The sequence below is a fragment of the Candidatus Pelagibacter sp. genome (genome assembly GCF_052049995.1).
Lineage (GTDB): Bacteria > Pseudomonadota > Alphaproteobacteria > Pelagibacterales > Pelagibacteraceae > Pelagibacter.
On sequence record NZ_JBNGYX010000002.1, the window covers coordinates 40,692 to 64,345 of the forward strand.

Below are 23,654 nucleotides of genomic sequence, written 5' to 3' on the forward strand. Positions count from 1 at the left end.
TATCAATGGAAATAGCAATTTTAGGATTAGGATGTTTTTGGGGACCAGAAATTAAGTTTAGTAAACTTGATGGAGTTATAAAAACAGAAGTAGGATATTGTGGAGGAAACAATGCCGAAACAAATTACAAAGAAGTATGCACAGGTAGAACAAATCATGCGGAAGTAGTAAAATTAGACTTTGATCCTAGAGTAATATCTTACGAGAAAATTCTTGAATATTTTTTTGAAATTCATGACCCCACAACCTTAAATTCCCAAGGTCCAGATTTTGGAACCCAATATAGAAGTGAAATATTTTATTTAAATGATCAACAAAAAATTATTGCTGAAAAATTAATTGAAAAAGAGAACATCAAATTATCAGGAAAGGTTGTAACAAAAACTTCATTAGTCAAAAATTATTGTCCAGCTGAAGAATATCATCAACGATATTTGGAAAAAAGATAAAATGTCTTTGGTTGATACAAGTTGGTTAGAAAATAATATTGATAAAGTAAAAATTATTGATTGCTCATGGCATATGCCTCAAACTCAAAGAAACGGTTTTAAGGAATATACAGAGGAACATATTCCTAATGCTATTTTTTTTGATTTAGATAAAAATTCTAAATTGGATACTGATTTACCACACATGCTCACTGATACTAAATCTTGGGAAAAAATAATGGGTAAAATGGGGATTGAAAATAATGATCGAATAGTAATTTATGATAATTCTGATGTTATTAGTTCTTGTAGATGTTGGTACAATTTAATTTATTATGGACATGATCCTAAACTAGTTCATGTTCTTGATGGTGGATTAAAAAAATGGAAAAAAGAAAATAAATCTACAGATAACAAAAAAGTAACCAATCAAACTTCAAAGTATATATGTAAAGAAAATATAGAATTAGTTAAAAATAAAAAACAAATAGATGAAAACATTAATTCACATGAATTTAATGTTATTGATGCAAGAAGTAGAGAAAGATTTGAAGGCAAAGTTGCTGAACCAAGGAAAGGTCTTAGAAGTGGTTCAATAAAAAATTCTTTTTGCCTACCATTTTCTGAACTGGTAAACGAAGACCATACTTTCGTTAGTAAAGATAAAATAATGGAAAAATTTAAATCCTTTAAATTTGACCATGATAAAAATCTAGTATTTTCATGTGGTTCTGGAGTGACTGCAAGTGTATTGGCACTAGCTTATTCTTTAATAAATGCTAAATATATGCCGACAATTTACGATGGCTCTTGGGCTGAATACGGAAAAAATTAACTTATGAAAACATCTACAAAAATAACAAGTATAGTAATCATATTTTTCTTAATCATTGCAACAGTGATCATTGGAAGAACAATGATAGGAAATCATTTCAAAAAAAAATTTAGTAAAAGACCGCCTCCCGGAATAATAATAACTACTACTCAAGAGAGAGTTTTTGAAAATGTTGTTAATACCTATGGGACTGCAACTCCAATTCAAACACAATCATTTAAAATTGAAAAATATGAAATATTAAAACCTATAAAATTTAATCAAAAAGTTAAAAAGGGTGATGTAATTGCTGAGCTTAAAAATCGAAAAGTTATTGCTCAATTTGATGGTGTTATTGGAAAAAGAGAATTTTCGGAAGATATAGAGGTTTCAAAATCATCAATATTAATTAATCTTGAAGATACTAGCTCAATATATTGTGATGTAGATATACCTGAAATTTTTGTACCATTTATTGAGGTTGGTCTGCCAGTTGATATTAAATTTTCTGGATATAAAAATAAAATTTATAAAGGTGAAGTAGACTCTTTTGCTAGTAGGATAAGTGAAGATACTAGAGCTTTAGCAACAAGAATTAAGATGGACAATTCATCAGGTGAAATTTTACCTGGCTCATTTTTAGAAATATCAATTAAATATGACGTAAGAAATGGCTTAAGTGCTCCTGACACTAGTACAATTGTCGAGGGTGAAAATGTTTTTATTTATAAAGTAGATGATAAAAATAAAGTAATGAAAACAAAGGTAACCATTGGTGATAGATATTTAGGCTTTGTAGAAATATTAGATGGATTAAATAATGGAGATAAAATTGTTGCAGAAGGAACAAAAAAAGTAAGACCGAATTTAACAATCAGACCTATTGAAAAAGGTGCTAAAAAAAAACAAGGAAATTCTAACTGGGGTAAAAAAGGCAAATCAAAAAAAGCTGAGGAAAAAAAAGGTAAATTTGATTGGCTAAAAAATATTTTTAAAAAATCAGATAAAGAGAAAAAATAATTAAATGTATATAACTGAAGTTAGCATTAAACGACCTGTTGTTGCTTGGGTTATGTCTTTAATATTGATAATTTTTGGTGTTTTCGTCTTTTTAGAATTGCCAGTACGAGAACTTCCAGATGGTATACAGCCACCAGTAGTTCAAGTTCAAACTGATTATAAATCTGCTTCTGCTGAAATCGTTGATGAAGAAATAACTCAAAAATTAGAGGATGTAATTGGAGGCGCTGAAGGAATCAAAAATATTGACTCAAGTTCTCTCAATGGAAGAAGTAGAATTAATATTCAATTCAACACAGACATTGATTTAGATGATGCAGCTAATGATATTAGAGAACGAGTTGCAAGAGTTGTAGATAATTTACCAAGTGAGTCAAACCCTCCACAAATTTTAAAACAGGCAGCAGGTTTTACAACTACAATGTGGGTTGCTTTATCATCTCCAACATGGAATGATTTAGATCTTGGTGATTATGCTGAAAGATATCTAATAGATGCATTTTCAAGCGTACCAAACGTAGGTCGAATTTTAGTTGGTGGATTAAGAGAGCTTAGTGTTAGGGTTTGGATAGATCCAATAAAATTAGCTGCAAACAATCTTACAATTCAAGAAGTTGAAAGAGCTCTTAGAAATGAGAACATAAATCTTCCAGCTGGAACCTTAGAAGCTAATAACAAAGACTTAACTTTAAACATTGATAAATCCTATTCTAATATTGATACTATTAAACAATTACCACTTAAGAAAAATAAAGAAAAAGTTATTATTTTATCTGATGTGGCTAATATAGAGTTTGGACCTGTCTCAGAAAAAACTTTATTTAAAGCACAAAGAAAAAATGCAGTAAATTTAAAAACCGTAGGAATAGGAATTTATGCAAAAAGTGGCGCATCAACGGTGGAGCTTTCTAAACAAATAAAAATTAAAATTAAAGAACTTAACAAATCCTTACCTGATGGATTAAAGTTAGAGATAGCATTTAACAGAGCGACCTACATTGGTGCAGCAATTGAAGAAGTATATAAAAGTTTAGTAATTGCATTCGTACTAGTTGTTTTAATTATTTATCTTTTTTTAGGTAACCTAAAAGCTGTAATAGTTCCTGCAGTTGCTTTACCAGTTAGTCTTATTGGATCATTTCTCGGGTTATATATATTTGATCTATCAATTAATATTTTTGTATTACTAAGTTTTATTCTAGCAATAGGTATAATCACTGATGACTCTGTAATCATGACTGATGCAATCTATACAAGAATTGAAAATGGAGAAACACCTTTAGTGGCTGCTTACAAAGGTTCTAAACAAATTACATTTGCAATTATTGCAACGACTTTAATTCTTGTAGCAGTATTTTTACCTTTAATTTTTATTAAAGGAATATCTGGAACTTTGTTTAAAGAAACAGCAATAGCCTTATCTTTTTCAATTGTTGTATCTTCTTTTGTGGCATTAACATTGTCTCCAATGCTAGGTAGTAAATTTTTAAATAAAAAAGAAAAAATTAATTTTTTTGTAAAAAAATTTAATAATGGATTTAAATCTTTTACAGGATTTTATATTAATTCTCTTAGATATTGGGTGAATAAGCAAAAAACAATTTCTGTGTTTATAATTTTAATTATTGCTGCCTCAGCTTACTTATTTAGTTTTTCTAAAAAAGAATTGATACCAATTGAAGATAGGGGTGCTTATTTAATCATTGGGTCAACTGATGAAGGAAGTTCATTTGAATATACTCAAGAAAAAGCGCAAATAATTGAAGGAAGAATATTAAAATTATTGCAGGCAGAAGATAGTCCGTATGCAAGACTAATCATGAGAGTTCCTGGTTTTGGAAGATCTGCAACGTCTTATAACAGCTTTATAATTATTGCATTACTTGATGAATGGAAAAATAGAGATAAAGGTAGTCAAACAATATTAAGAGAAGCAATTGGACAAGTGGTTTCTGTGCCCGAAACTTTTGCCTTTCCAATTTCTCCACAATCAATAAGAGTATCTAGTTACAATAAGCCTGTTCAAATGGTGATATATGGATCTAGCTATGAAGAATTAGAGGAAATTCAAAATAGTGTCTTAAGAGAGTTAAGAAAAAATAGAAATATGTCTAGAATTGAAAGTGATTATACAAAAAATAAACCTGAGGTGAAATTAATCACTAATAAAAACAGAGCAAATGATTTGGGAGTTTCTACTGAAAATATAGGTAGAACTCTAGAAACTCTTTATGGAGGGAAAAGAGTAACAACTTTTAGCAAAGAGGGAAGAGAATACCCAATTATTTTACAACAATATTTAGCAGACAGAAGAGATAAAGATGGGTTGTCAAAAATTTTTGTTAGATCTGAAACAACTGGTAAACTTGTATCTGTTGCAAGTTTAGTTGAGTTTAAAGAGAAAGGTACTGCTGAAGCACTTCCAAGATACAATCGTCAAAGAGCAGTTACAATTTCTGCTGCGCTTTCAGAAGATTACACTCTAACAGAGGCTATAAAATACTTGGAAGATGTCATGATTAGAGTTGCTCCTCAAAATCAAATTACTTGGAAAGGAAAATCTGAAGAATTAAAAGAAACAACAAATGAAATATACTTAATCTTTGCTCTTGCGTTGTTAACTGCATATTTAGTTATGGCAGCAACATTTAACTCATTTGTTCATCCATTTATCATTATTTTAACAGTTCCATTAGCTGTATTTGGTGGCTTAGTATTTATTTTATTTTTAAATAGTTCTGTAAATATTTTCTCTCAAATCGCTTTAATAATTCTCATTGGTATATCTACAAAGAATAGTATTTTGATTGTAGATTATACAAACCAGATAAGAACTACCGGTGTAAAAATTCAGGACGCTATAATTAAAGCTTGCCAACTAAGAATTCGACCAATCATAATGACTTCACTTAGTACAATGATAGCAATGCTTCCGTTAGTTATTGGTAATATCGGCCCTGGTGCAGGTGAAGGCTCTAGATTAGCCGTAGGTTCTACAATTTTAGGAGGAATGATTATTTCAACCTTCTTTACCTTATATGTAACTCCAACGATGTATTTAGCTCTTGCAAAAAATACTAAGCGTATCGATGCAGTTGATATAGAATTAAAAAAACAGCTGAATTAAAAAATAATATATTTTGACGTTGATAAAGAATTTTTACATTCTGATAATTGTTGCTTATAAATATTTGATTGTTTCTCCACTCTTTTGGCTAAATTAATAACTTTTTTATTATTTTTATAATTTTTATAGTTACCCCACCCTTCATGATAAGCAATATACTGTTTAAAGGCATCTTTTTTTGAAACTTTTAATATTTTTTCAGTTTTATTTGTATACCAACCAATAAAATCTACACTATCTTTAAATCTAGATCTTGTTGCAAATTTATTTCCAGTTTCTTGCTTGTATTGTTTCCATGTTCCTTTTATCGCTTGCGAATAACCAAAAGAACTTGATGGTCTCTTATAAGGCACTACTTTAAATAATTTCTGTCTAGGAGGTTTTGCTAACCAATTAAAACTTGATTCCATTTTTATAATAGCAAGTTGCAAATAAACTGGGGTTCCCCATTTTTTTTCAGTTTTTTTTGCATGTTTATACCACGTGTATCTTTCATCAAATATTGCACAACTATTAGAAGTATTTTTAGGAATAGATGAACAACCTGAAATTAAAATTATTAAAATGAATAAATAATTAATTTTTAAAATTTTCATTTTTTTTAAAGATGAGTCTCACAACAATTGGTAGAATTACTCCAGCTAAATTTCCAAATAAATCAGGATATTCAAAACTCCTATTTGGAATGATGTAATGCATAATTTCTAATAAAAAAGAAAGAAAGATCAAATAAATACTTAAATAAATAATTTGATTTGCTTTAATATAAGTCAGAAATCCTACAACTGAAAGAATGAAAAAAGAGTAAAAATGATTTGTTGAAATAATAAAATCTGAAGTCAACTGTGGTTGAATTGTACAATTATTAAAGATTATACATCCTAATAAACTTCCAGGATATAAATATTCTAATAAAAGAATAAGATTACACAAATAGAAAATAAATTTATATTTCGAAAAATAATTAATCATTAATAATATAGTTTTATTTATCAAATTGATTTAAAAGATAAACAAATGAGTCATTTAATTTTAGTAAGACACGGTCAAAGTGTGTGGAATCTTGAAAAGAAATTTACTGGTTGGGTTGATGTAGATCTAACAGAAAATGGAAAATCAGAGGCAAAAAAGGCTGGTGGATTAATAAAACAAGAAAATATTGGAGTTAATCTGTATTACTCATCTTTTCAATTAAGAGCTAAAAATACTTTAAAAATTATACAAGAAGAATTGCAAGATTTTAAGGAAGTAAAGAGTGCATGGGAATTAAACGAAAGACATTATGGGGCTCTTACTGGATTAAATAAAGATGAAATGAAAAAAAAACTTGGAGAAGAAAAAGTTCATCAATTTAGACGTTCTTGGGATCTAAGACCAGACCCTTTAGATAAAAAAAATCCATATCACCCTCTTAATATTGAAACTTACAAAGAAATTCCCTTAGAAAAAATTCCAAATACTGAGTCACTTAAAGATACATATGAAAGAGTAATAAAATTTTATAAAAAAGAGATAGAAAATAAAACAAGTGAAAATATTCTAATTTCCGCTCATGGAAACTCTATAAGAGCTTTATGCAAATATTTGTTTAATTTAGATAATAATGAAATCTCTAAACTTGAAATTCCTACTGGGAACCCCCTTTTAATTGAATTAGAAAACAGCGAAATTTCTAATTGTAAATATCTTGATCAAGAAAGAGCTAAAGATCTTTTAGTTTTTTAAAAATATCTAGATCAGTTAAATGATAAAAGTCTTTTTGGCTTTCATAACCAAATAACTTTTTTTGATCTAATAAATTATTCCAAATTTCCAAAATTGAGTAATTTTCTATTTTCTCTTTAATAAATAATTTTTTATTAATTATTTGACATCCAATGTAAATAAATTCTTTTTCAGCCTCTTTGTTAATTAAATTATTTTTTAAATTGAAATCTCCTTTTAATTTTTTATCGAAACTTAATTTTTTATTTGCCAAGAGAAGAATGTTTTCTAATTTTTCAGAAAAATACTTTTTTTCCATTTTTATTATCTCGTCTTTATAATCATTCCTCCAGATTGTATCTGGATTAAAAATTATAAAATCTCTTTCATTGGAGTCTTTAATCATATTTTGAATACCTCCCCCTGTATCTAAAATATGCTCACCATCCTCAATTATTTTGATATCAATATTGAAATTTTTACTGTTTAAAAAAACTGAAAATTGATCCTTTAAATAAAAAGTATTTATTAAGATTTTTTGAATACCTAGTTTTTCGATTAAATTAATACATCTCTCCAGCATACTTACATCTTTAATCTCTAATAAGGGCTTAGGAGTGTTTAAAGTAATTGGGTTTAATCTCTTACCAAAACCTGCACATAAAATTAAAGCTGTATTTATTTTCACAAATTTACCTTATAAATTTTGGAAAATTATTTTTTAATAACAACATCAAATTATTAAATTGATTTTGCTCTTTTATTCTATGATTAATCAATTCCCAAGCGTAAGGAATTAATTTAAGATATTTTTTTTTATTATCTCTTTCAGCCAAGCGCATAAATATACCAATTATTTTTAAATTCCTTAAAACAGATAATATTTCAAAATCTTTTTTAAATTTTTCCAAATCAATTTTTTTATTTGTTTTGATATAAAATTTAAATACTTTCTCTTTCAGTTCATTAGATGTTTTCAATCTTACGTCGTCAATTAAAGATGCTAAATCGTAAGCTCTATTACCAATTAGTGCATCTTGACTATCAATTACTGCAATTTTTTTATTGTAATACATCAAATTTGAAACATGAAAATCTCTATGAACAAATGTAACATTTTTATAATTTAATTTTGATAATAATTTTTTTATCTCTAATCTAAATTTTTTTTTAAATTGAATACTTTTGGATTTAGACAATATCTTTGGCACATACCAGTCACAAAAAAGTTTAGTTTCATCAATCAAAGTTTTGTTTTTATATTCTTGAACTTTATATAATTTATTTTTAAAATTTTTTACTTTTTTATCTTTTATTAATTGTATTTTATTTAAAATTTTTATTATCTTCTTAAAAATAACATATTTATTATTCTTTTTATTTTTTAAAATTTGAAACAAAGTTTGATCTCCAAAGTCATTTATTTCTATATAATTATTAATGTAATTTTCGCTTATTAGATTTGGTGCTAAAATTTTATTTTTAATTAAAATTTTATTTACCGCATCATAAATTAAAAGATTTTTTAACTTTTCTTTCTTGGATATTACAATTATAGATTTATTTTCTCTGTTTCTATAAAATTCTCTAAAAGACGCGTCACCTTTTATTTTTTTTAATTTTGCCAAGCTTTTCATCAAAACAGGTTTTAATTTAAACTTTTATATCTACAGTTCTATCATTTAATTGATTTAAATAATTAAATGTTAAAGTTATAAATTTTATATCTTGTTTATCAGCAATCAATTGTGGCCATTCTATAAGTGTTATTAATTTATTATCTTTTTCAAAAATGTCTAAATTATTGACATCTTCTTTCCTATTAATTCTAAATAAATCATAATGTTTTATTCTTATATCTTTCACCTGATACTCATTTAATAAACTAAAAGTAGGGCTTGTAATTTCTGTTTGAATTAAATTATTTTTTTTTTGATACTCATTTATAAAATATTTAACAAAGGTTGTTTTACCAACACCCATCTCTCCATATAAAAAAACAAACTCACCGCCTTTAAGATATTTTGAGAATTCTTTAGCTAATTCTTTAGTTAACTTCTCTGAAGTGATATCGATTGTGCTATCTTTAATAGCGATAGGCATCTGGTTTGAAAGGACCTTCTGTTCCAACGCTTATATAATCTGCTTGCTCTTTTGATAATTTTGTTAGTTTTGCCCCAACTTTTTTTAAATGCAAAGTTGCTACTTTTTCATCTAAATGTTTTGGAAGTACATAAACTTTATTTTTATAATTTTTATGATTATGCCAAAGTTCTATTTGAGCAATAACTTGATTGGTAAATGATGCACTCATTACAAAGCTTGGATGTCCAGTTGCACAACCAAGATTAACTAATCTTCCTTCAGCTAAAAGAATAATTCTTTTACCACTAGGCAGCTCTATTTCATGCACTTGAGGTTTTACTTCAGTCCACTTATAATTCTTAAGAGCATCAACTTGTATTTCATTATCAAAATGACCAATATTACATAAGATAGCTCTATCCTTCATATCTCTCATATGGTCAGCGGTAACAATATCTTTGTTACCTGTGGCTGTTACAACTATATCCGCTCTACTTATAGCCTCCTCCATTAATACCACTTCATAACCTTCCATTGCAGCTTGGAGAGCACAAATTGGATCTGCCTCAGTAACTAAAACTCTAGCACCACTTTGTCTTAAAGATGCAGCACTTCCTTTTCCAACGTCTCCAAAACCAGCGACAATTGCAATTTTTCCAGACATCATTACATCAGTAGCTCTTCTTATCCCGTCTACTAAACTTTCCCTGCATCCATATAAATTATCAAATTTTGATTTTGTGACAGAATCATTCACGTTTATTGCTGGTACCAAAAGGGATTTATCTTTTTCCATTTTATTTAATGCTTTAATTCCAGTGGTAGTCTCTTCTGAAACACCCTTAATATCTTTCATTAAATCCTGATACTCGTTATGCATGATAGCTGTTAAATCTCCACCGTCATCTAATAACATGTTAGGCTTCCAGTCAGGTTTTCCAACTATAGTTTGCTTAATGCACCATAAATATTCCTCTTCTGTTTCACCTTTCCAGGCATAAACAGGGATCCCAGCCTTTGCAATTGCAGCAGCTGCATGATCTTGAGTTGAAAAAATATTGCAAGAAGACCAACGAACTTCAGCACCTAATGCAACTAAAGTTTCGATTAGTACAGCTGTTTGAATTGTCATATGAAGACATCCTATAATCTTTGCACCCTTTAATGGTTTATTTTTAGAATACTCTTCTCTTAAAGCCATTAAACCAGGCATTTCACTTTCAGCTATTGATATTTCTTTTCTGCCAAATGCAGCTTGAGTAATGTCTTTTACTTTATAATCTTCCATGGCAAGCTTTATACAGCTAAGTATTTATTTATCAAGAAATGATTAAACATTGGGAAATCTTATCTCTATCATTGCTCCTTCTTTATCAATACGATTAGATGCTACAATTTCACCATCGTGGAGTTCAACTAAGTTTTTTACTATATTTAAACCTAGGCCTGAGTGTTCTCCAAATTTTTCAGGTCTATTACTATAAAATCTTTTAAATATTCTTGATGTGTCTTTTTCTTTAAATCCTTGTCCCTCATCAATAATTTTTATTGATATTTGATTTTTTCCATTAAGAGAAACATCAACAAAAACATTAGCGCCATCTTTACTAAATGATATTGAATTATCTAATAAATTTGCAATGATTTGTTCAATTCTGTTTTCTATACCATTTATTAAATATTTATCTTTTCCATCATTTTTATATTCAATTTTAATTCCTTTTTTCACTTGATGAATATTGTTATAATCATCAACAACAGATTGAATGATAGGTTCAATATCAATTTTTTTCATTTTTTCTTTACTTAAAGCAACTTCGTCCTTTAACATTTGAGAATAATCAGTAATTAATCTTTCTATTCTTTGAACATCATGACTAAGTATATTCAATAATCTATTTCTTTGTTCGCTATCATTTGTGTCTTGTAAAATTTCCGATGCACTTTTTAAAGATGCTAATGGATTTCTAATTTCATGAACTAAATCTGTAGAAAAGTTTTCTGCATGTGTAACTCTATTTTGAAGCTCATTTGTCATATCCTCTAAAGAATTAGATAAAAGTCCTAATTCATCATTTCTTTTTTTTAAATTTTCAATACCTGGTTTAGTTTGACTTTTTTCTTTGATACGAATTGTATATCCAACGAGATTTTGTATTGGTTTAATAAAATATCTACTTAAAACAAAAGAAAAAATTAATATTACAAATCCTACTGATATAGCTGTTCTTATTACAAATGCTTTTCTCTCATCTATCGCTGTCTTTATTTCATTAGCGTTTTCTGTAATAGCTACATAACCAAGATTAATTTCATTCTTTGTAACATTCTTAATTGTTGTTACATTAAATTGATTTAAACCTTCTTGCGTAAATGTGTAAGGAGCTCCTAAATTTTCAGAACTAGAATAATTTTTCAATATATCTTTGAACGAAACAGGTTTTTTTTCATCAATTTTTATATTTTTTTCCTCAATAGTTTTTTCTATTTCCTTATTATCTAAACTTTCAAATTCAATTTTATCAAGTCTTGTAGAGAATGATCTTGGATCAAGATCTAATGTATCAGTGTCTCCAATAAGGTTAAGTTGATCGTCAAAAAATATTACTCTATCTAAATTCTGAAAAATAAACCTTGTAGAAAATAAAAATCTTCTAATGTCGTCTGATTGGAATTTAACATCTAGCCTTAGAATATTATCAATAGTGTTGTTAATAATGTTTGTGTGGTTTTGAGATTTTTTTTTTATTAAACTTGGCTGAATATTGTTTAGATATATGAATGTAAATAGTCCAATAATTGTAAAAATTACAAAATTTATAAACAAAAATTTTTTTAATATAGAAAGAGTTTTTAAGTATTTACTAAACATTAGCTAACATTCCATCTATATCCACTACCATACCTAGTTTCAATAGCTGAAAAATCAGGATCTACTTTTTTAAATTTTTTTCTAATTCGTTTTACGTGACTATCAATAGTTCTATCCTCAATATCTGTATCCTCTCGGTAAGCTATATCCATAAGCTGAGCTCTTTCTTTAATTATACCAGGCCTCTTTGCTAATTCTTTAACAATTAAAAACTCAGTTGTCGTCAATTTATCAGGCAGCTGTTTTCCATTCCATTCGCACTCGAGTTGTGATGGATCTAATTTTAATCTTCCATGAGATATCAGACTTTTATTTTCCTCTAGAATATTATTTGAATCTTTTTTTCTTAACTGCACTCTAATTCTTTCAATCAAAACTTTTATAGAAAAACCTCCTGATTTTTTTATAAAATCATCTGCGCCTAGCTTTAGACCTAACAACTCATCAATTTCATCATCTTTAGATGTTAAAAAAATTACTGGTAAGGAAGTTTTTTTTCGAAGTTTTTTTAATAATTCCTCTCCATCCATCTTGGGCATCTTAATATCTATGACTGCTAAGTCGGGTGGCATTCTGGTTAAACCGATTAATGCGCTTTCACCATCAATGTATGTTTGAACTTTAAAACCCTCTTTTTCTAATGCAATACTCAAACTTGTTAAAATATTTCTATCGTCATCTATCAAAGCTATTGTTTGTTTTTGCATAAAGTAATTTAAAAATACTAAATTGTCCTAATTTGGGCAATGTTATAAATTTAATGTAACATGCCCCAATTATCTCCAACATTAATATCAACTGTTAAAGGAGTTGAAAAAGAATGATAATCACTCTGAGCTACACTGGTCATTTCTTTCTCAATTAATTTAATCATTGCTTTTTCATCTTTTTTTGGAATTTCAAAAATTAATTCATCATGAATTTGCAAGAGCATTTTTGATTTAGAATTTTTTTCATCTGACAATTTCTTATCCAATCTAATCATAGCTAATCTCATTACTTCAGAAGCAGAACCTTGAATGGGAGCATTAATTGCAGCACGTTCTTGAAAATTTCTGACATTAAAGTTTTTGTCATTGATTCCTTTAAAGTGGGATCTTCGTCCAAAAATATTATTAACATATCCACTTTTCCTACAAAATTTAATTGTATTATCCATATAAACTTTAATTTCTGGAAACTTAGCAAAATATGAATTCAAAAATTCCTCTGCTTCATAATTAGAAACATTTATTTGCTTAGCTAATCCATATTGCGAAATTCCATAAATAATTCCAAAATTAATAGCCTTAGCCTTTCGTCTGTGATCTTGATTAACTTTTTTGATATCAATATTAAATATTTGGCTAGCTGTTAAGGAGTGAATATCCTCTTTATTTTTAAATGCCTTTTTCAGTTCTTTTACATCTGCCAGGTCTGCTAAAATTCTCATCTCAATTTGATTGTAATCTGCAGAAATTAATAGGTGCCCTTTTTTTGCGGTGAAAGCTTTTCTTATATCTTTTCCATCTTCTGATTTAATTGGTATGTTTTGTAAGTTGGGATCACTAGATGCTAGTCTTCCAGTCGTTGTAGCAGCCAGCAAAAACGAAGTATGAACTCTTTTTGTATTTGGATTTAAATGTTCAGGTAAAGCATCTGAATAAGTATTTTTTAATTTTGAAACTTGTCTCCAGTCTAAAATTAATTTTGGAAACTCATGACCTTTAAAAGCTAAATCCTCTAAAACACTTGCACTTGTTGCAAAACTTCCTTTTTTAGTTTTCTTTAAACCAGCTATTTTCAAGTCATTATAAATTATTTCACCTAATTGCTTCGGGGATGCGATATTGAACTCTTTTTTAGAAATTTTAAATACTTCTTTTTCAAGTTTTTGGATTTTTTTTTCAAATTTAGATGAAAGAGATTTTAAAAATTTACTATCAATTTCAACTCCCTCTATTTCCATAAATGCAAGAATTTTTATTAGAGGCTTTTCAAAAATTTCGTAGATATTTATCATTTTTTCTGATTTTAAATTTTTGATAAATTTCTTGTATAATCTAAAAGTAACATCGGCATCTTCAGCAGCGTAATCTTTTGCTTTATCTAATTCTACTTCGCTAAAATTAATTTCTTTCTTACCTGTTCCTACCATGTCTTTAAAAGAAATAGTTTTATGACCTAAATGAATTTCTGATAAAGTATCCATATTATGTCTATTTTTTCCAGCATCTAAGACATAAGACATCAGCATTGTATCTTCCATTGATGAAAGCGTTATTCCACACTTATTAAGTACAATAAAATCAAATTTTATATTTTGACCTATTTTTTTTATACTAGGATCTTCTAATATTTTTTTTAATTTTTTAATTACAGCATCTTTTTTAAGACACTTAGGTGACTTGTGACCAACTGGTATATAACATGCTTTTCCAATTTTAGAACAGAGAGAAATACCCACTAAATCTGCTTGGTGAGGATCTAATGAAGTTGTTTCCGTATCAATTGCAACTTCACCAACCTCCTCTGCTTCTTCTATCCATTTATCAATTTCATCTAAGCTATTAATTAAATAATAATTTTTGTTATTTACCGTTTGTTGTTTTTCTAGATTTTGAGTTTCAATCTTATTACTTTCTAGTTCAGGTTCTCCATAAGCAGAAATTGCAGAGCTTAACAACCTATTAAATTCCATTTCTCTTAAAAATTTATATAATTTATCTTTATCTATATTTTGCAATTTAAATTCACTTAACTCTCTATCAACAGGAGAGTTGTGATCTAGTGTTACAAGTTTTTTACTTATTAATGCTTTATCCTTGTTCTCAATTAATGTTTCTCTTCTTTTATTTTGCTTAATCTCATGAGCAGATTTTAGTAAGTTTTCTAAAGTACCGTATTTGTTAATTAGCTCTGCGGCTGTCTTAACACCTATCCCCGGAACACCAGGTACATTGTCACTACTGTCTCCTGCTAAAGATTGTACATCAATAACTTTTGAAGCATCTACTCCAAACTTTTTCACAACATCATCATCAGTTATAAATTTATTTTTCATAGGGTCAAAAATTCGAACCCCTTTTTTGTAAAGCTGCATTAAATCTTTATCTGATGAAACAATTGTAACCTTTGCACCCTTTTTAAGAATTTGATCCACATATGTAGCTATTAAATCATCTGCTTCGTAATTAGGAAGATCCACAGATGGCAAATTAAATGCCAGGACTGATTTTCTTATATATTCAAATTGTGGAGCTAAATCGTCAGGCGCCTCAGATCTATTAGCCTTGTAATTACTATAAATTTCATTTCTAAAAGTTTTTCTTGCTGAATCAAATATTACTGCAAAATGTGTTGGTTTTTGTAAGTTTTGATCAGATTTTGAGTCCTCTAATAATTTAAATAACATGCTGCAAAAACCACTTACAGCACCTGTTGGAAGTCCATCGCTTTTTCTACTCAATGGAGGCAAAGCATAATAAGCTCTAAAAATATAACCAGAGCCATCAATCAAATAAAAATGATCTGTTTTTTGAATTTTATTCATGAAGTAATATTAAATATTATAATGATAATATAATCTGTATATAAAAAAATTTACTTTCAATTATTATAGCAATTATAAGTAGATTATTTTTTATATTTTGAGTATTATTTAACAATGGAATTAACAAAAAATCTCTCACAAGCTAAACTATTTAAATCTCTGGTTGTTATTGTTCTTGGTTCAATAGCACTAACTATATCTGCAAAGATCAAAATTCCTTTCTATCCGGTTCCTATGACTATGCAAACATTTGTAGTATTATTTTTAGGAATAAGTTTAGGACATAAAATTGCACTAGCTACAATTGGTCTGTATTTAATTGAAGGAATTGCAGGGCTTCCCGTATTTTCAAATTCTCCTGAAAAAGGTGTTGGATTAGTTTACTTTACAGGGCCAACTATGGGTTACTTAATTGGTTTTTTAACAGCTTGTTACTTAGCTTCTAAAATTAAGATTGATGATAATTTTTTCGTTGTTTTATTTAAGTTAATTATCGCAACTTCAACAATTTATATTTTGGGTCTAATTTGGCTTGGAACATTGATTGGATGGGATAAGCCAATTTTTGCTTTAGGTGCAAAACCGTTTCTATTAGCCGAGATTTTTAAAATTATGCTTTTAACTCTTTTGACTAAGCAAATAATTAAAATTAAAAAATTTATCTAGGTGATCTTTTAGAAAGAATTCTTTGAAGAGTTCTTCTGTGCATTTTAAGTCTTCTGGCTGTTTCTGAAACATTTCTATTACATAATTCAAAAACTCTATGTATATGCTCCCACTTAACTCTGTCAGCCGACATGGGGTTTTCTGGTGGGGCAGCTTTTTTTGAAGGATCTGCCAATAATGCTTTTTCTACATCTTCTGCATCAGCAGGTTTGGCTAAATAATCTATTGCACCTTCTTTGATTGCAGCTACTGCCGTTGGAATATTTCCATAACCAGTTAACATGATAATCCTACTATCACTATTTGAAGACTGAATTTCTTTTACAACCTCAAGTCCATTACCATCTCCAAGCCTTAAATCAACTACAGCAAAACCAGGTTTCTTAGTTTTTACAGATTCAACTCCCTTTTGCACACTCTCAGCTTGAAAAACTTCAAATCCTTTTTTTTCCATCGCTCTTGCTAAACGCTCACGGAAAGGATTATCATCATCCACGATTAATAATGATTTATTCTCAAAATCGCTAAGATTCTGCAGTTTTGCTTCTTCTTTCATAACCTTTATATGGGGTCTCTGCAGGATATTACAATATATGAATTTTACGCATTTCTGGCTTGAATTATTTGCTTTACATTGGTGTTGTTTACTTTATATGCCAAAAAATATTAAAGTTTTTTTAAAAAAGACTTTTTTTTATTAAATTTTTTTTGGAGGCATTTAAAATGCAAAAATTTAAATCAGTTGAAGAATTAGTTAATCAGCTGAAACCTGAAAAACCAGTTTACTGTATAAGAAAGAATTCCATAAAATCTGCTGTTAAATTTTTCCTAAACAAATTTCCAGGAAAAATTTTATATGCGGTTAAGACCAATCCACACCCTGAAGTAATTAAAACAATTATAGAAAGTGGAGTTGATCAATTTGATGTAGCGTCAATCGAGGAAATTAAAAATATTAGAACTTTTAGCAAAACTGCTACATGCTCTTATATGCATACTGTAAAAAGTAGAGAAAGTATAAAAGAAGCATATTTTAATTATGGTGTAAAAACTTTTTCATTAGATACTAAAGATGAACTGATTAAAATAATTGAAAGTACAAATAATGCTAAAGATTTAGAATTATTTGTAAGAGTTGCTGTTTCCAATGAACATGCAGAAATTGATTTATCTAAAAAATTTGGTGCTTTAACATCAGAAGCAATAGGTTTGTTAAGACTTGTAAAACAACATGCTAAAAAGATTGGCTTAAGTTTTCATGTTGGTTCACAATGTATGCATCCAATTTCTTATGCGAAAGGAATTAGTGAAATTGGAAATATAATTAAAAAAACCAAGATAATTCCGGATTATATAAATGTAGGTGGAGGTTTCCCTACAATCTATCCTGACTTAATTCCACAATCTTTAATTAGTTATTTTAATGAAATAAATAAGAGTTTAGAAAATTTAAAACTTGAAAAACTTCCTGAAATTATTTGTGAGCCTGGTAGAGCTATAGTTGCAGAAAGTGGCTCAACAGTTGTAAGAGTTAATTTAAGAAAAAAACAAAAGCTTTACATTAATGATGGTACATATGGTACTCTTTTTGATGCAGGTACACCTAACATTGTATTCCCATCTAGAATGATTAAAGAAAATTCTAATAAAATAATTTCAAAAAAATTAACTGCTTTTGACTTCTTCGGACCAACATGTGATAGCATGGATTATATGAAAGGTCCTTTTTTGCTTCCAAATAATATTAAAGAAAATGATTATATTGAACTTGGTCAACTTGGGGCATACGGATTGACATTTAGAACTCAGTTTAATGGTTATTACTCAAATGAAATTTATGAAGTTGAAGATAACCCAATAATGACAATGTATGATAAAGGCATTAACAAAGCTAACATGGTAGCTTAATGTCGAGTCAAAAAAATCCAGGTCATAACAGTAAAAAAGATTTCTTAAAAAATCCTGTTGAGCACATAGATATAACTTCTTTCGACTCTAGAAAAATTATATCCTCAATGGAAAAAATGTCATTTGTTTCTAGAGAAACAGCAAATGCTGCTAATATTTATAACGAGATGCTTAAAGATAAAGATTGTACAATTTTCCTTACCTTAGCAGGCTCTACTTCAGCAGCTGGATGTATGAATATTTATAAAGATTTAGTAAAATATAATATGATCGATGCAATTGTTGCAACAGGAGCCTCTATAGTAGATATGGATTTTTTTGAAGCTCTTGGTTTTAAACATTATCAAGGTTCACAATTTCAAGATGATACTGAGCTGAGAGACAACTATATAGATAGAATTTACGATACCTACATAGATGAAGAAGAGCTTCAAATGTGTGATAAAATTATATGTGAAATCGCTAATAACTTAGAGGCGAGAAGCTATACTTCAAGAGAGTTCATTTATGAAATGGGAAAATATTTAAAAAATAACTCAAAGAAAAAAGACTCTTTAATTGAAACCGCTTTTGACAATAATGTTCCTATTTTCTGCCCTGCTTTTACTGACTCGAGTGCAGGATTCGGATTAGTTATGCATCAAGAACAAAATCCAAAAAAACATATAACAATAGACTCAGTTAGAGAATTTAGAGAACTAACAGAAATTAAAATCAAATCTAAAGGTTCTGGATTATTTATGATTGGTGGTGGTGTGCCTAAAAACTTCATTCAAGATACTGTTATTTGTGCTGAACTATTAGGAAAAGATGTAGACATGCATAAATATGCTGTTCAAATTACTGTTGCTGATAGTAGAGACGGAGCATGTAGCAGCTCCACATTAAAAGAAGCAAGCTCATGGGGCAAAGTAGATATTACAAAAGAACAGATGGTATTTGCAGAAGCAACTAGTGTTTTGCCATTAATTGCTAGTGATGCTTATCATAAAGGTGAGTGGAAAAATAGAACAAGAAAAAACTTTACAAAAATTTTTAAATAAAATTGAAATATCTATTAAATAAAAAAGGATTTTTAGGAATTAATAATAAATTTAGCTTTAAAGAAAAAGCTGTAATTGTTCCATTTGGATTAGAAAAAACTGTCAGTTATGGAGGAGGAACAAGAAATGGACCTAAAGAAATAATAAAAGCATCTCATCAAGTTGAGCTATATGATGAAGAGCTTAACTGCGAACCTTATAAGAAAATTGGTATTAAAACTTTAAAACCATTTAAAATACACAATAATATTAAAAAAGCCCTGAATAAAATCTCAAAAATTAATGAAGAGATTTTAGATAAAAAACTTTTCCCAATGACTTTAGGTGGAGAACATTCAATAACACCTGGATGTATTGTTCCTTTTACTAAAAAATATAAAAATATTTGTCTCTTGCATTTTGATGCCCATGCAGATTTACGTCAAAGCTATAATGGAGAAAAATTTTCACATGCCTCAGCAATTAGAAGATGTCTGGATTATAAAAATGTTTCTTTAATTTCATTTGGGATAAGAAATATCTCAGAAAGTGAAATTCCATTTTTAAAAAAGAATTCTTCAAGAATAAATATATTTTGGGCAAAAGATAAAAAAAAATGGAATTTGTCTAAATTTAAAAAACTAATTAAAAACAAAACTGTTTATCTAACATTCGATGTAGATGGATTAGATTCAAGTATTATGCCTGCAACTGGTACACCTGAACCAGGAGGGCTTTTATGGGATGAAACATTGGATATAATTAGAATTGCAGCCAAAAACTCAAAAATTGTTGGTGCAGATATTAATGAGCTGTCTCCAATTAAAGGATTTAATTCTTATAATTTTCTTGTTGCAAAATTAGCTTATAAAATTTTGTCTTATAAATTTTTATATTAAACTTTAATTGGTTTAATAATTTTCAATAACATTCTGAATGGTATCAACATTATTAAAGCAACTAAAATTTTAACCGCTAAATCTCCAAGAGATAAAGTAACCCAAGGTACCCCTGTTGCATAAAATGATATAGAGAAAAATAAAAATGTGTCAACTGTTGATCCAATCAAAGATGAGGTAAGCGGTGCAACAAACCACTCTTTTTTTCTTAATCGATCAAAAATTTGAATATCCAACAATTGAGCAGTAATAAAAGCAACCCCTGATCCAATTGCAATTCTAACCGAGATTAAATCTGCAAAATCAGTTGAGAATAACAACGTAAATATAATTCCTATTAGAAAGCCCAAATATACAATTTGCCTTGCTAATAATTTTCCATACGACCTATTTGCTAAATCTGTTATTAAAAAAGCTATTGGGTAACTAAAAGCTCCATAAGTTAAAATCTCATTTAATCCAAAATAGTTGATTGGGAACTGAACTAAATAATTAGAAGATAGTACAACAACCCCCATCATTATTGACAGAGTGATAAATAATTTGTTCATTAAGCTGATTTAGCTACAGGTTTCTTTTTAAAAGGGGATTTAATTAAAACTACTTTTTTTAACTTTTTTAATCTTGGAGATAAATTTTTATTTTTTACAGTTTTTAAAAATTCATCAAAACTACCTTTTTTGTCAACTGACCTTACACCTGAGTTACTTACAGTAAGTTTTAAACTTCTTCCGGTAAGCTCACTTGTAAATTTTACTTTCTTTAGGTTAGGTAAAAATCTTCTTTTAGTCTTGTTGTTAGCATGACTAACATTATGACCTTTCATTGGAATTTTACCGGTAAGTTCACATTTTTTTGACATAATAACAGTGCCTATATAAGGGGAGATATTGAAGGCGTCAAGTTTAATACATTTAAGAAACAGTTTTATTTCCCACAATTTCTGTGAAATTTTTGACACCATCTCTTATCAGTAATTCTTTTAGGTCTTTTTTTATCATCCCAGCAATATTGGGTCCTTGGAATACCATGCCAGTATAAAGTTGAACATAATCTGCTCCCAATAAAAACTTATCATAAGCTGATTTACCAGAATCAACACCACCTACTCCAATTATTTTAATTTTACCTTGAATTAAATTGTAAAATTTACTTATTAAAAAATTCGATTTTTTTTCAATAGGTTTTCCAGATAAACCGCCTTTTTGATGTCTCTGTATATTTTGAAGTGTTTCTCTAGAAGCTTCGGATGTATTTGAAATTATTATTGCACTTATATCATTTTCTAAAAGTATTTCTGAAATTAAGTCAATTTGATTTTCGTTAATGTCTGGTGAAATTTTTACAGCCACAGGAATTTCAGTTTTTAATTGTTTTTTTTTCTCTGAGATAGATGTTAATAAATCTTTTAATTTATTCTCATCATGAAAGTTTCTTAGATTTTCAGTATTTGGCGAGGAAATATTGATTGTAATATAATCTGCAACTTCAGAAAATTTTTCTAATCCAATTAAATAATCATTCAATCTATCATTAGAATCTTTGTTTGGACCTACGTTTACACCTAGTACACCTAGCTTTTTATTAACTTTTATTCTGTTTAATATTGTATCTGATCCATGGTTGTTAAAACCTAACCTATTAATTAATGCTTGATCTTCTACCAATCTAAACACTCTTGGTTTTTCATTCCCATATTGTTTTAATGGTGTGACCGTACCTACTTCAACAAATCCAAAACCCAACTTAAATAAAGGGTTGTATACCTCAGCATTCTTATCGAAACCTGCTGCAATCCCTATGGGATTATCAAGATTTTGATTAAATAGTTTTGTTTTTAAAATAGGATCATTTTTATTTTCATCAAATATATTTGAAACTAAATTAAGTTTGAGAGATTGAATTGCTAAAAAATGTGCTCTTTCAGGATCTATTTTAAATATTAATGATCTTAAATTTGAATACATTATTTCAATTTACTAATTATCAACTCTTTTGTTTCGTTAACACCGAAAAAACTTATAAAAAAACCCATTCTAGGTCCATTTTCATCTCCAAATACCACTTCATAAATTAATTTAAACCAATCTCTTAGGTTTTGTGCATATCCATTCTCTTTACCTGTTGAATATATTAATGTTTGTATATCCTCAGGAGACATCTGATCATTACATTGTTCTAAAGTTTTAACTAAAGCTTGTAGAGCTAATTTTTCATTTTCAGATGGATTTTTATATTTTTTTTGAGCCTTAATAACATCATTAAAATACTTAATTGCATAGCCCACTAGTCCATCAAAAATTGGAAAGTTTTTTTCATGAATGTTAGATTTATATTTTTTCACAAACTTCCATAATAAATCTTTGTTATCAGCATTGCTTGTCTCAACTAAATTCAACAACATAGAAAAAGACATAATCATTTCTTCTTTTGGAATATTGCCATTATGAACATGCCAAACAGGATTCATTACCAATTGTTGTTCTGTTTGTTTTTTTGATTTTTCAATATTATCAAGGTACTCATCTACAGCTTTTGGCACTATTTCATTATAAAGTTTTTTAGCTCTTTTTGGATTTTGATACATGTATAAAGATAAGCTTTCAGGTGAGGCATATTTTAACCACTGGTCGATGGTAATACCATTTCCTTTAGATTTTGAAATTTTTTCACCCTTTTCATCAAGAAATAATTCGTAAGCAAATCCAGATGGATGTTTTTTACCAATTAAATTTATAATCTTAGTTGATAAAATTGCACTCTCAATAAGGTCTTTTCCATACATTTCAAAATCTATATCTAGAGCATACCATCTCATTGCCCAATCAACTTTCCATTGTAATTTACAATTTCCATCCAAAATACTAGATTCTAATTTTTTACCGTTATTATCAAAAATTATTTTAGAATTTTTTTTATCAATTTCTATAACTGGAATTTCGAGAACATGACCTGTATCTGGACAAATTGGTAAAAAAGGACAGTAAGTTTGTTGACGTTCTTTGCCTAAAGTTGGAAGTATAATATTCATTATACCATCATAATTTTCTAAAATAATTTTTAAAGTTGGGTTGAAAAAACCACTTTTGTATAAAGATGTTGAGCTTTTAAAACTGTATTTAAAATTAAAACTATTTAAAAAATCTTTTAACATTTCATTATTATGTTCTCCAAAACTTGCAAATTTTTCAAATGGATCTGGAACTTGTGTTAATGGTTTATGTAGATTTTTATTTAGCAATTCCTGATTAGGAACATTATCAGGAACTTTTCTTAGACCATCCATATCATCAGAGAAAGTAATTATTTCTGCTGGTAAATCTGTAAGTTGCTTTAAAGCATTAACCATCATTGAGGTCCTTGCAACTTCTCCAAATGTTCCAATATGAGGAAGGCCACTTGGGCCATATCCTGTTTGAAGAGTAATTTTACCTTTTTTATCAATAAATGATTTTCTCTCACGAAGCATTTTTTTTGCTTCAACGAAAGGCCAAGCACTTGTTTTGTCTAAAATTTCTTTTTTAATCACGAATATATCTTTTATAAAAATCTTAAATTGGCGATTTTATTAATTCTT

The 23,654-nt window shown here is 28.3% G+C and carries 23 protein-coding genes; 9 read left to right on the forward strand and 14 right to left on the reverse strand.

Annotation, left to right across the window (positions count from 1 at the left end; all coding sequences use genetic code 11):
* Window positions 1-5: 5 nt before the first annotated feature.
* Genes msrA through ACTT9Y_RS02525 form a run of 4 tightly spaced genes read left to right on the forward strand, consistent with a single transcriptional unit; the run spans window position 6 to window position 5,389 of the window.
* A complete protein-coding gene (msrA, locus tag ACTT9Y_RS02510; RefSeq protein WP_440932860.1) occupies window positions 6-449 on the forward strand; it encodes a peptide-methionine (S)-S-oxide reductase MsrA in 444 nt (147 codons plus the stop codon).
* Between the two features lies 1 nt (window position 450).
* A complete protein-coding gene (locus tag ACTT9Y_RS02515) occupies window positions 451-1,263 on the forward strand; it encodes a sulfurtransferase (RefSeq protein ID WP_440932861.1) in 813 nt (270 codons plus the stop codon).
* A 3-nt stretch (window positions 1,264-1,266) separates the two neighbouring features.
* Entirely contained in the window at window positions 1,267-2,262 is a 996-nt protein-coding gene (locus tag ACTT9Y_RS02520; protein WP_440932862.1) for an efflux RND transporter periplasmic adaptor subunit, read from the forward strand.
* Window positions 2,263-2,266: 4 nt separating this feature from the next.
* Window positions 2,267-5,389 carry an efflux RND transporter permease subunit gene (locus tag ACTT9Y_RS02525; protein WP_440932863.1) on the forward strand — a complete coding sequence of 1,041 codons (3,123 nt, stop codon included), beginning with the start codon at window positions 2,267-2,269 and terminating at the stop codon, window positions 5,387-5,389.
* Here the strand turns inward: ACTT9Y_RS02525 and ACTT9Y_RS02530 are convergent.
* Together ACTT9Y_RS02530 and ACTT9Y_RS02535 are read right to left on the reverse strand one after the other, a co-directional pair.
* Complete coding sequence (locus ACTT9Y_RS02530) at window positions 5,386-5,985, reverse strand: transglycosylase SLT domain-containing protein (protein WP_440932864.1); 600 nt, start codon at window positions 5,983-5,985, stop codon at window positions 5,386-5,388. The two genes, ACTT9Y_RS02525 and ACTT9Y_RS02530, sit on opposite strands and share 4 nt — an antisense overlap.
* Window positions 5,966-6,361, reverse strand: coding sequence for a hypothetical protein (locus ACTT9Y_RS02535; protein ID WP_440932865.1), 396 nt, complete (start codon window positions 6,359-6,361; stop codon window positions 5,966-5,968). The genes ACTT9Y_RS02530 and ACTT9Y_RS02535 overlap by 20 nt, the downstream gene beginning before the upstream one ends.
* A gap of 45 nt (window positions 6,362-6,406) precedes the next feature.
* Between ACTT9Y_RS02535 and ACTT9Y_RS02540 the strand changes: the two genes are divergently transcribed.
* On the forward strand, window positions 6,407-7,114 hold the full coding sequence (locus ACTT9Y_RS02540) for a 2,3-bisphosphoglycerate-dependent phosphoglycerate mutase (protein WP_440932866.1): 708 nt from the start codon (window positions 6,407-6,409) through the stop codon (window positions 7,112-7,114).
* Here the strand turns inward: ACTT9Y_RS02540 and ACTT9Y_RS02545 are convergent.
* The 7 genes from ACTT9Y_RS02545 to polA are packed head-to-tail and all read right to left on the reverse strand — an operon-like array spanning window position 7,092 to window position 15,582.
* Window positions 7,092-7,781 (reverse strand): sugar phosphate nucleotidyltransferase, encoded by a 690-nt coding sequence (locus ACTT9Y_RS02545; RefSeq protein WP_075484251.1) that lies wholly within the window; start codon window positions 7,779-7,781, stop codon window positions 7,092-7,094. The genes ACTT9Y_RS02540 and ACTT9Y_RS02545 overlap by 23 nt on opposite strands.
* 4 nt (window positions 7,782-7,785) lie before the next feature.
* Complete coding sequence (locus tag ACTT9Y_RS02550; protein WP_440932867.1) at window positions 7,786-8,730, reverse strand: phosphotransferase; 945 nt, start codon at window positions 8,728-8,730, stop codon at window positions 7,786-7,788.
* Between the two features lie 16 nt (window positions 8,731-8,746).
* Window positions 8,747-9,196, reverse strand: coding sequence for a tRNA (adenosine(37)-N6)-threonylcarbamoyltransferase complex ATPase subunit type 1 TsaE (tsaE, locus tag ACTT9Y_RS02555; protein ID WP_440932868.1), 450 nt, complete (start codon window positions 9,194-9,196; stop codon window positions 8,747-8,749).
* Window positions 9,180-10,466 carry an adenosylhomocysteinase gene (gene ahcY / locus ACTT9Y_RS02560; protein WP_440932869.1) on the reverse strand — a complete coding sequence of 429 codons (1,287 nt, stop codon included), beginning with the start codon at window positions 10,464-10,466 and terminating at the stop codon, window positions 9,180-9,182. The genes tsaE and ahcY overlap by 17 nt, the downstream gene beginning before the upstream one ends.
* Before the next feature lie 42 nt (window positions 10,467-10,508).
* Window positions 10,509-12,050: a sensor histidine kinase gene (locus tag ACTT9Y_RS02565; RefSeq protein WP_440932870.1), complete on the reverse strand. Its 1,542-nt coding sequence runs from the start codon at window positions 12,048-12,050 to the stop codon at window positions 10,509-10,511.
* The gene (locus ACTT9Y_RS02570) at window positions 12,050-12,757 is read right to left on the reverse strand and encodes a response regulator transcription factor (protein ID WP_440932871.1); all 708 of its coding nucleotides are present in this window, start codon (window positions 12,755-12,757) and stop codon (window positions 12,050-12,052) included. The genes ACTT9Y_RS02565 and ACTT9Y_RS02570 overlap by 1 nt, the downstream gene beginning before the upstream one ends.
* Window positions 12,758-12,807: 50 nt before the next feature.
* Window positions 12,808-15,582, reverse strand: a complete 2,775-nt coding sequence (gene polA, locus ACTT9Y_RS02575; protein ID WP_440932872.1) for a DNA polymerase I — start codon at window positions 15,580-15,582, stop codon at window positions 12,808-12,810.
* Window positions 15,583-15,696: 114 nt separating this feature from the next.
* Here polA and ACTT9Y_RS02580 point away from each other — a divergent pair, with 114 nt between their 5' ends.
* Window positions 15,697-16,248 (forward strand): biotin transporter BioY, encoded by a 552-nt coding sequence (locus ACTT9Y_RS02580; protein ID WP_440932873.1) that lies wholly within the window; start codon window positions 15,697-15,699, stop codon window positions 16,246-16,248.
* On the opposite strand, the gene ACTT9Y_RS02585 is transcribed toward ACTT9Y_RS02580, so the two are convergent.
* Window positions 16,241-16,804 carry an ActR/PrrA/RegA family redox response regulator transcription factor gene (locus ACTT9Y_RS02585; protein WP_440932874.1) on the reverse strand — a complete coding sequence of 188 codons (564 nt, stop codon included), beginning with the start codon at window positions 16,802-16,804 and terminating at the stop codon, window positions 16,241-16,243. The genes ACTT9Y_RS02580 and ACTT9Y_RS02585 overlap by 8 nt on opposite strands.
* Before the next feature lie 167 nt (window positions 16,805-16,971).
* On the opposite strand from ACTT9Y_RS02585, the gene ACTT9Y_RS02590 reads away from it, so the two are divergent.
* Genes ACTT9Y_RS02590 through speB form a run of 3 tightly spaced genes read left to right on the forward strand, consistent with a single transcriptional unit; the run spans window position 16,972 to window position 20,077 of the window.
* Window positions 16,972-18,156 (forward strand): type III PLP-dependent enzyme, encoded by a 1,185-nt coding sequence (locus ACTT9Y_RS02590; RefSeq protein ID WP_440932875.1) that lies wholly within the window; start codon window positions 16,972-16,974, stop codon window positions 18,154-18,156.
* Window positions 18,156-19,199 carry a 1,9-bis(guanidino)-5-aza-nonane synthase gene (locus tag ACTT9Y_RS02595; protein WP_440932876.1) on the forward strand — a complete coding sequence of 348 codons (1,044 nt, stop codon included), beginning with the start codon at window positions 18,156-18,158 and terminating at the stop codon, window positions 19,197-19,199. The genes ACTT9Y_RS02590 and ACTT9Y_RS02595 overlap by 1 nt, the downstream gene beginning before the upstream one ends.
* A gap of 2 nt (window positions 19,200-19,201) precedes the next feature.
* Complete coding sequence (gene speB / locus ACTT9Y_RS02600) at window positions 19,202-20,077, forward strand: agmatinase (RefSeq protein WP_440932877.1); 876 nt, start codon at window positions 19,202-19,204, stop codon at window positions 20,075-20,077.
* On the opposite strand, the gene ACTT9Y_RS02605 is transcribed toward speB, so the two are convergent.
* From ACTT9Y_RS02605 to ACTT9Y_RS02620, 4 genes are read right to left on the reverse strand one after another with little or no spacing between them, the layout of a single operon-like run.
* Entirely contained in the window at window positions 20,074-20,628 is a 555-nt protein-coding gene (locus tag ACTT9Y_RS02605) for a queuosine precursor transporter (RefSeq protein ID WP_440932878.1), read from the reverse strand. The genes speB and ACTT9Y_RS02605 overlap by 4 nt on opposite strands.
* A complete protein-coding gene (gene rpmB, locus ACTT9Y_RS02610) occupies window positions 20,628-20,939 on the reverse strand; it encodes a 50S ribosomal protein L28 (RefSeq protein ID WP_023854682.1) in 312 nt (103 codons plus the stop codon). The genes ACTT9Y_RS02605 and rpmB overlap by 1 nt, the downstream gene beginning before the upstream one ends.
* Window positions 20,940-20,991: 52 nt before the next feature.
* A complete protein-coding gene (locus tag ACTT9Y_RS02615) occupies window positions 20,992-22,044 on the reverse strand; it encodes a quinone-dependent dihydroorotate dehydrogenase (protein ID WP_440932879.1) in 1,053 nt (350 codons plus the stop codon).
* Entirely contained in the window at window positions 22,044-23,606 is a 1,563-nt protein-coding gene (locus ACTT9Y_RS02620; protein ID WP_440932880.1) for a lysine--tRNA ligase, read from the reverse strand. The genes ACTT9Y_RS02615 and ACTT9Y_RS02620 overlap by 1 nt, the downstream gene beginning before the upstream one ends.
* Window positions 23,607-23,654 lie beyond the last annotated feature (48 nt).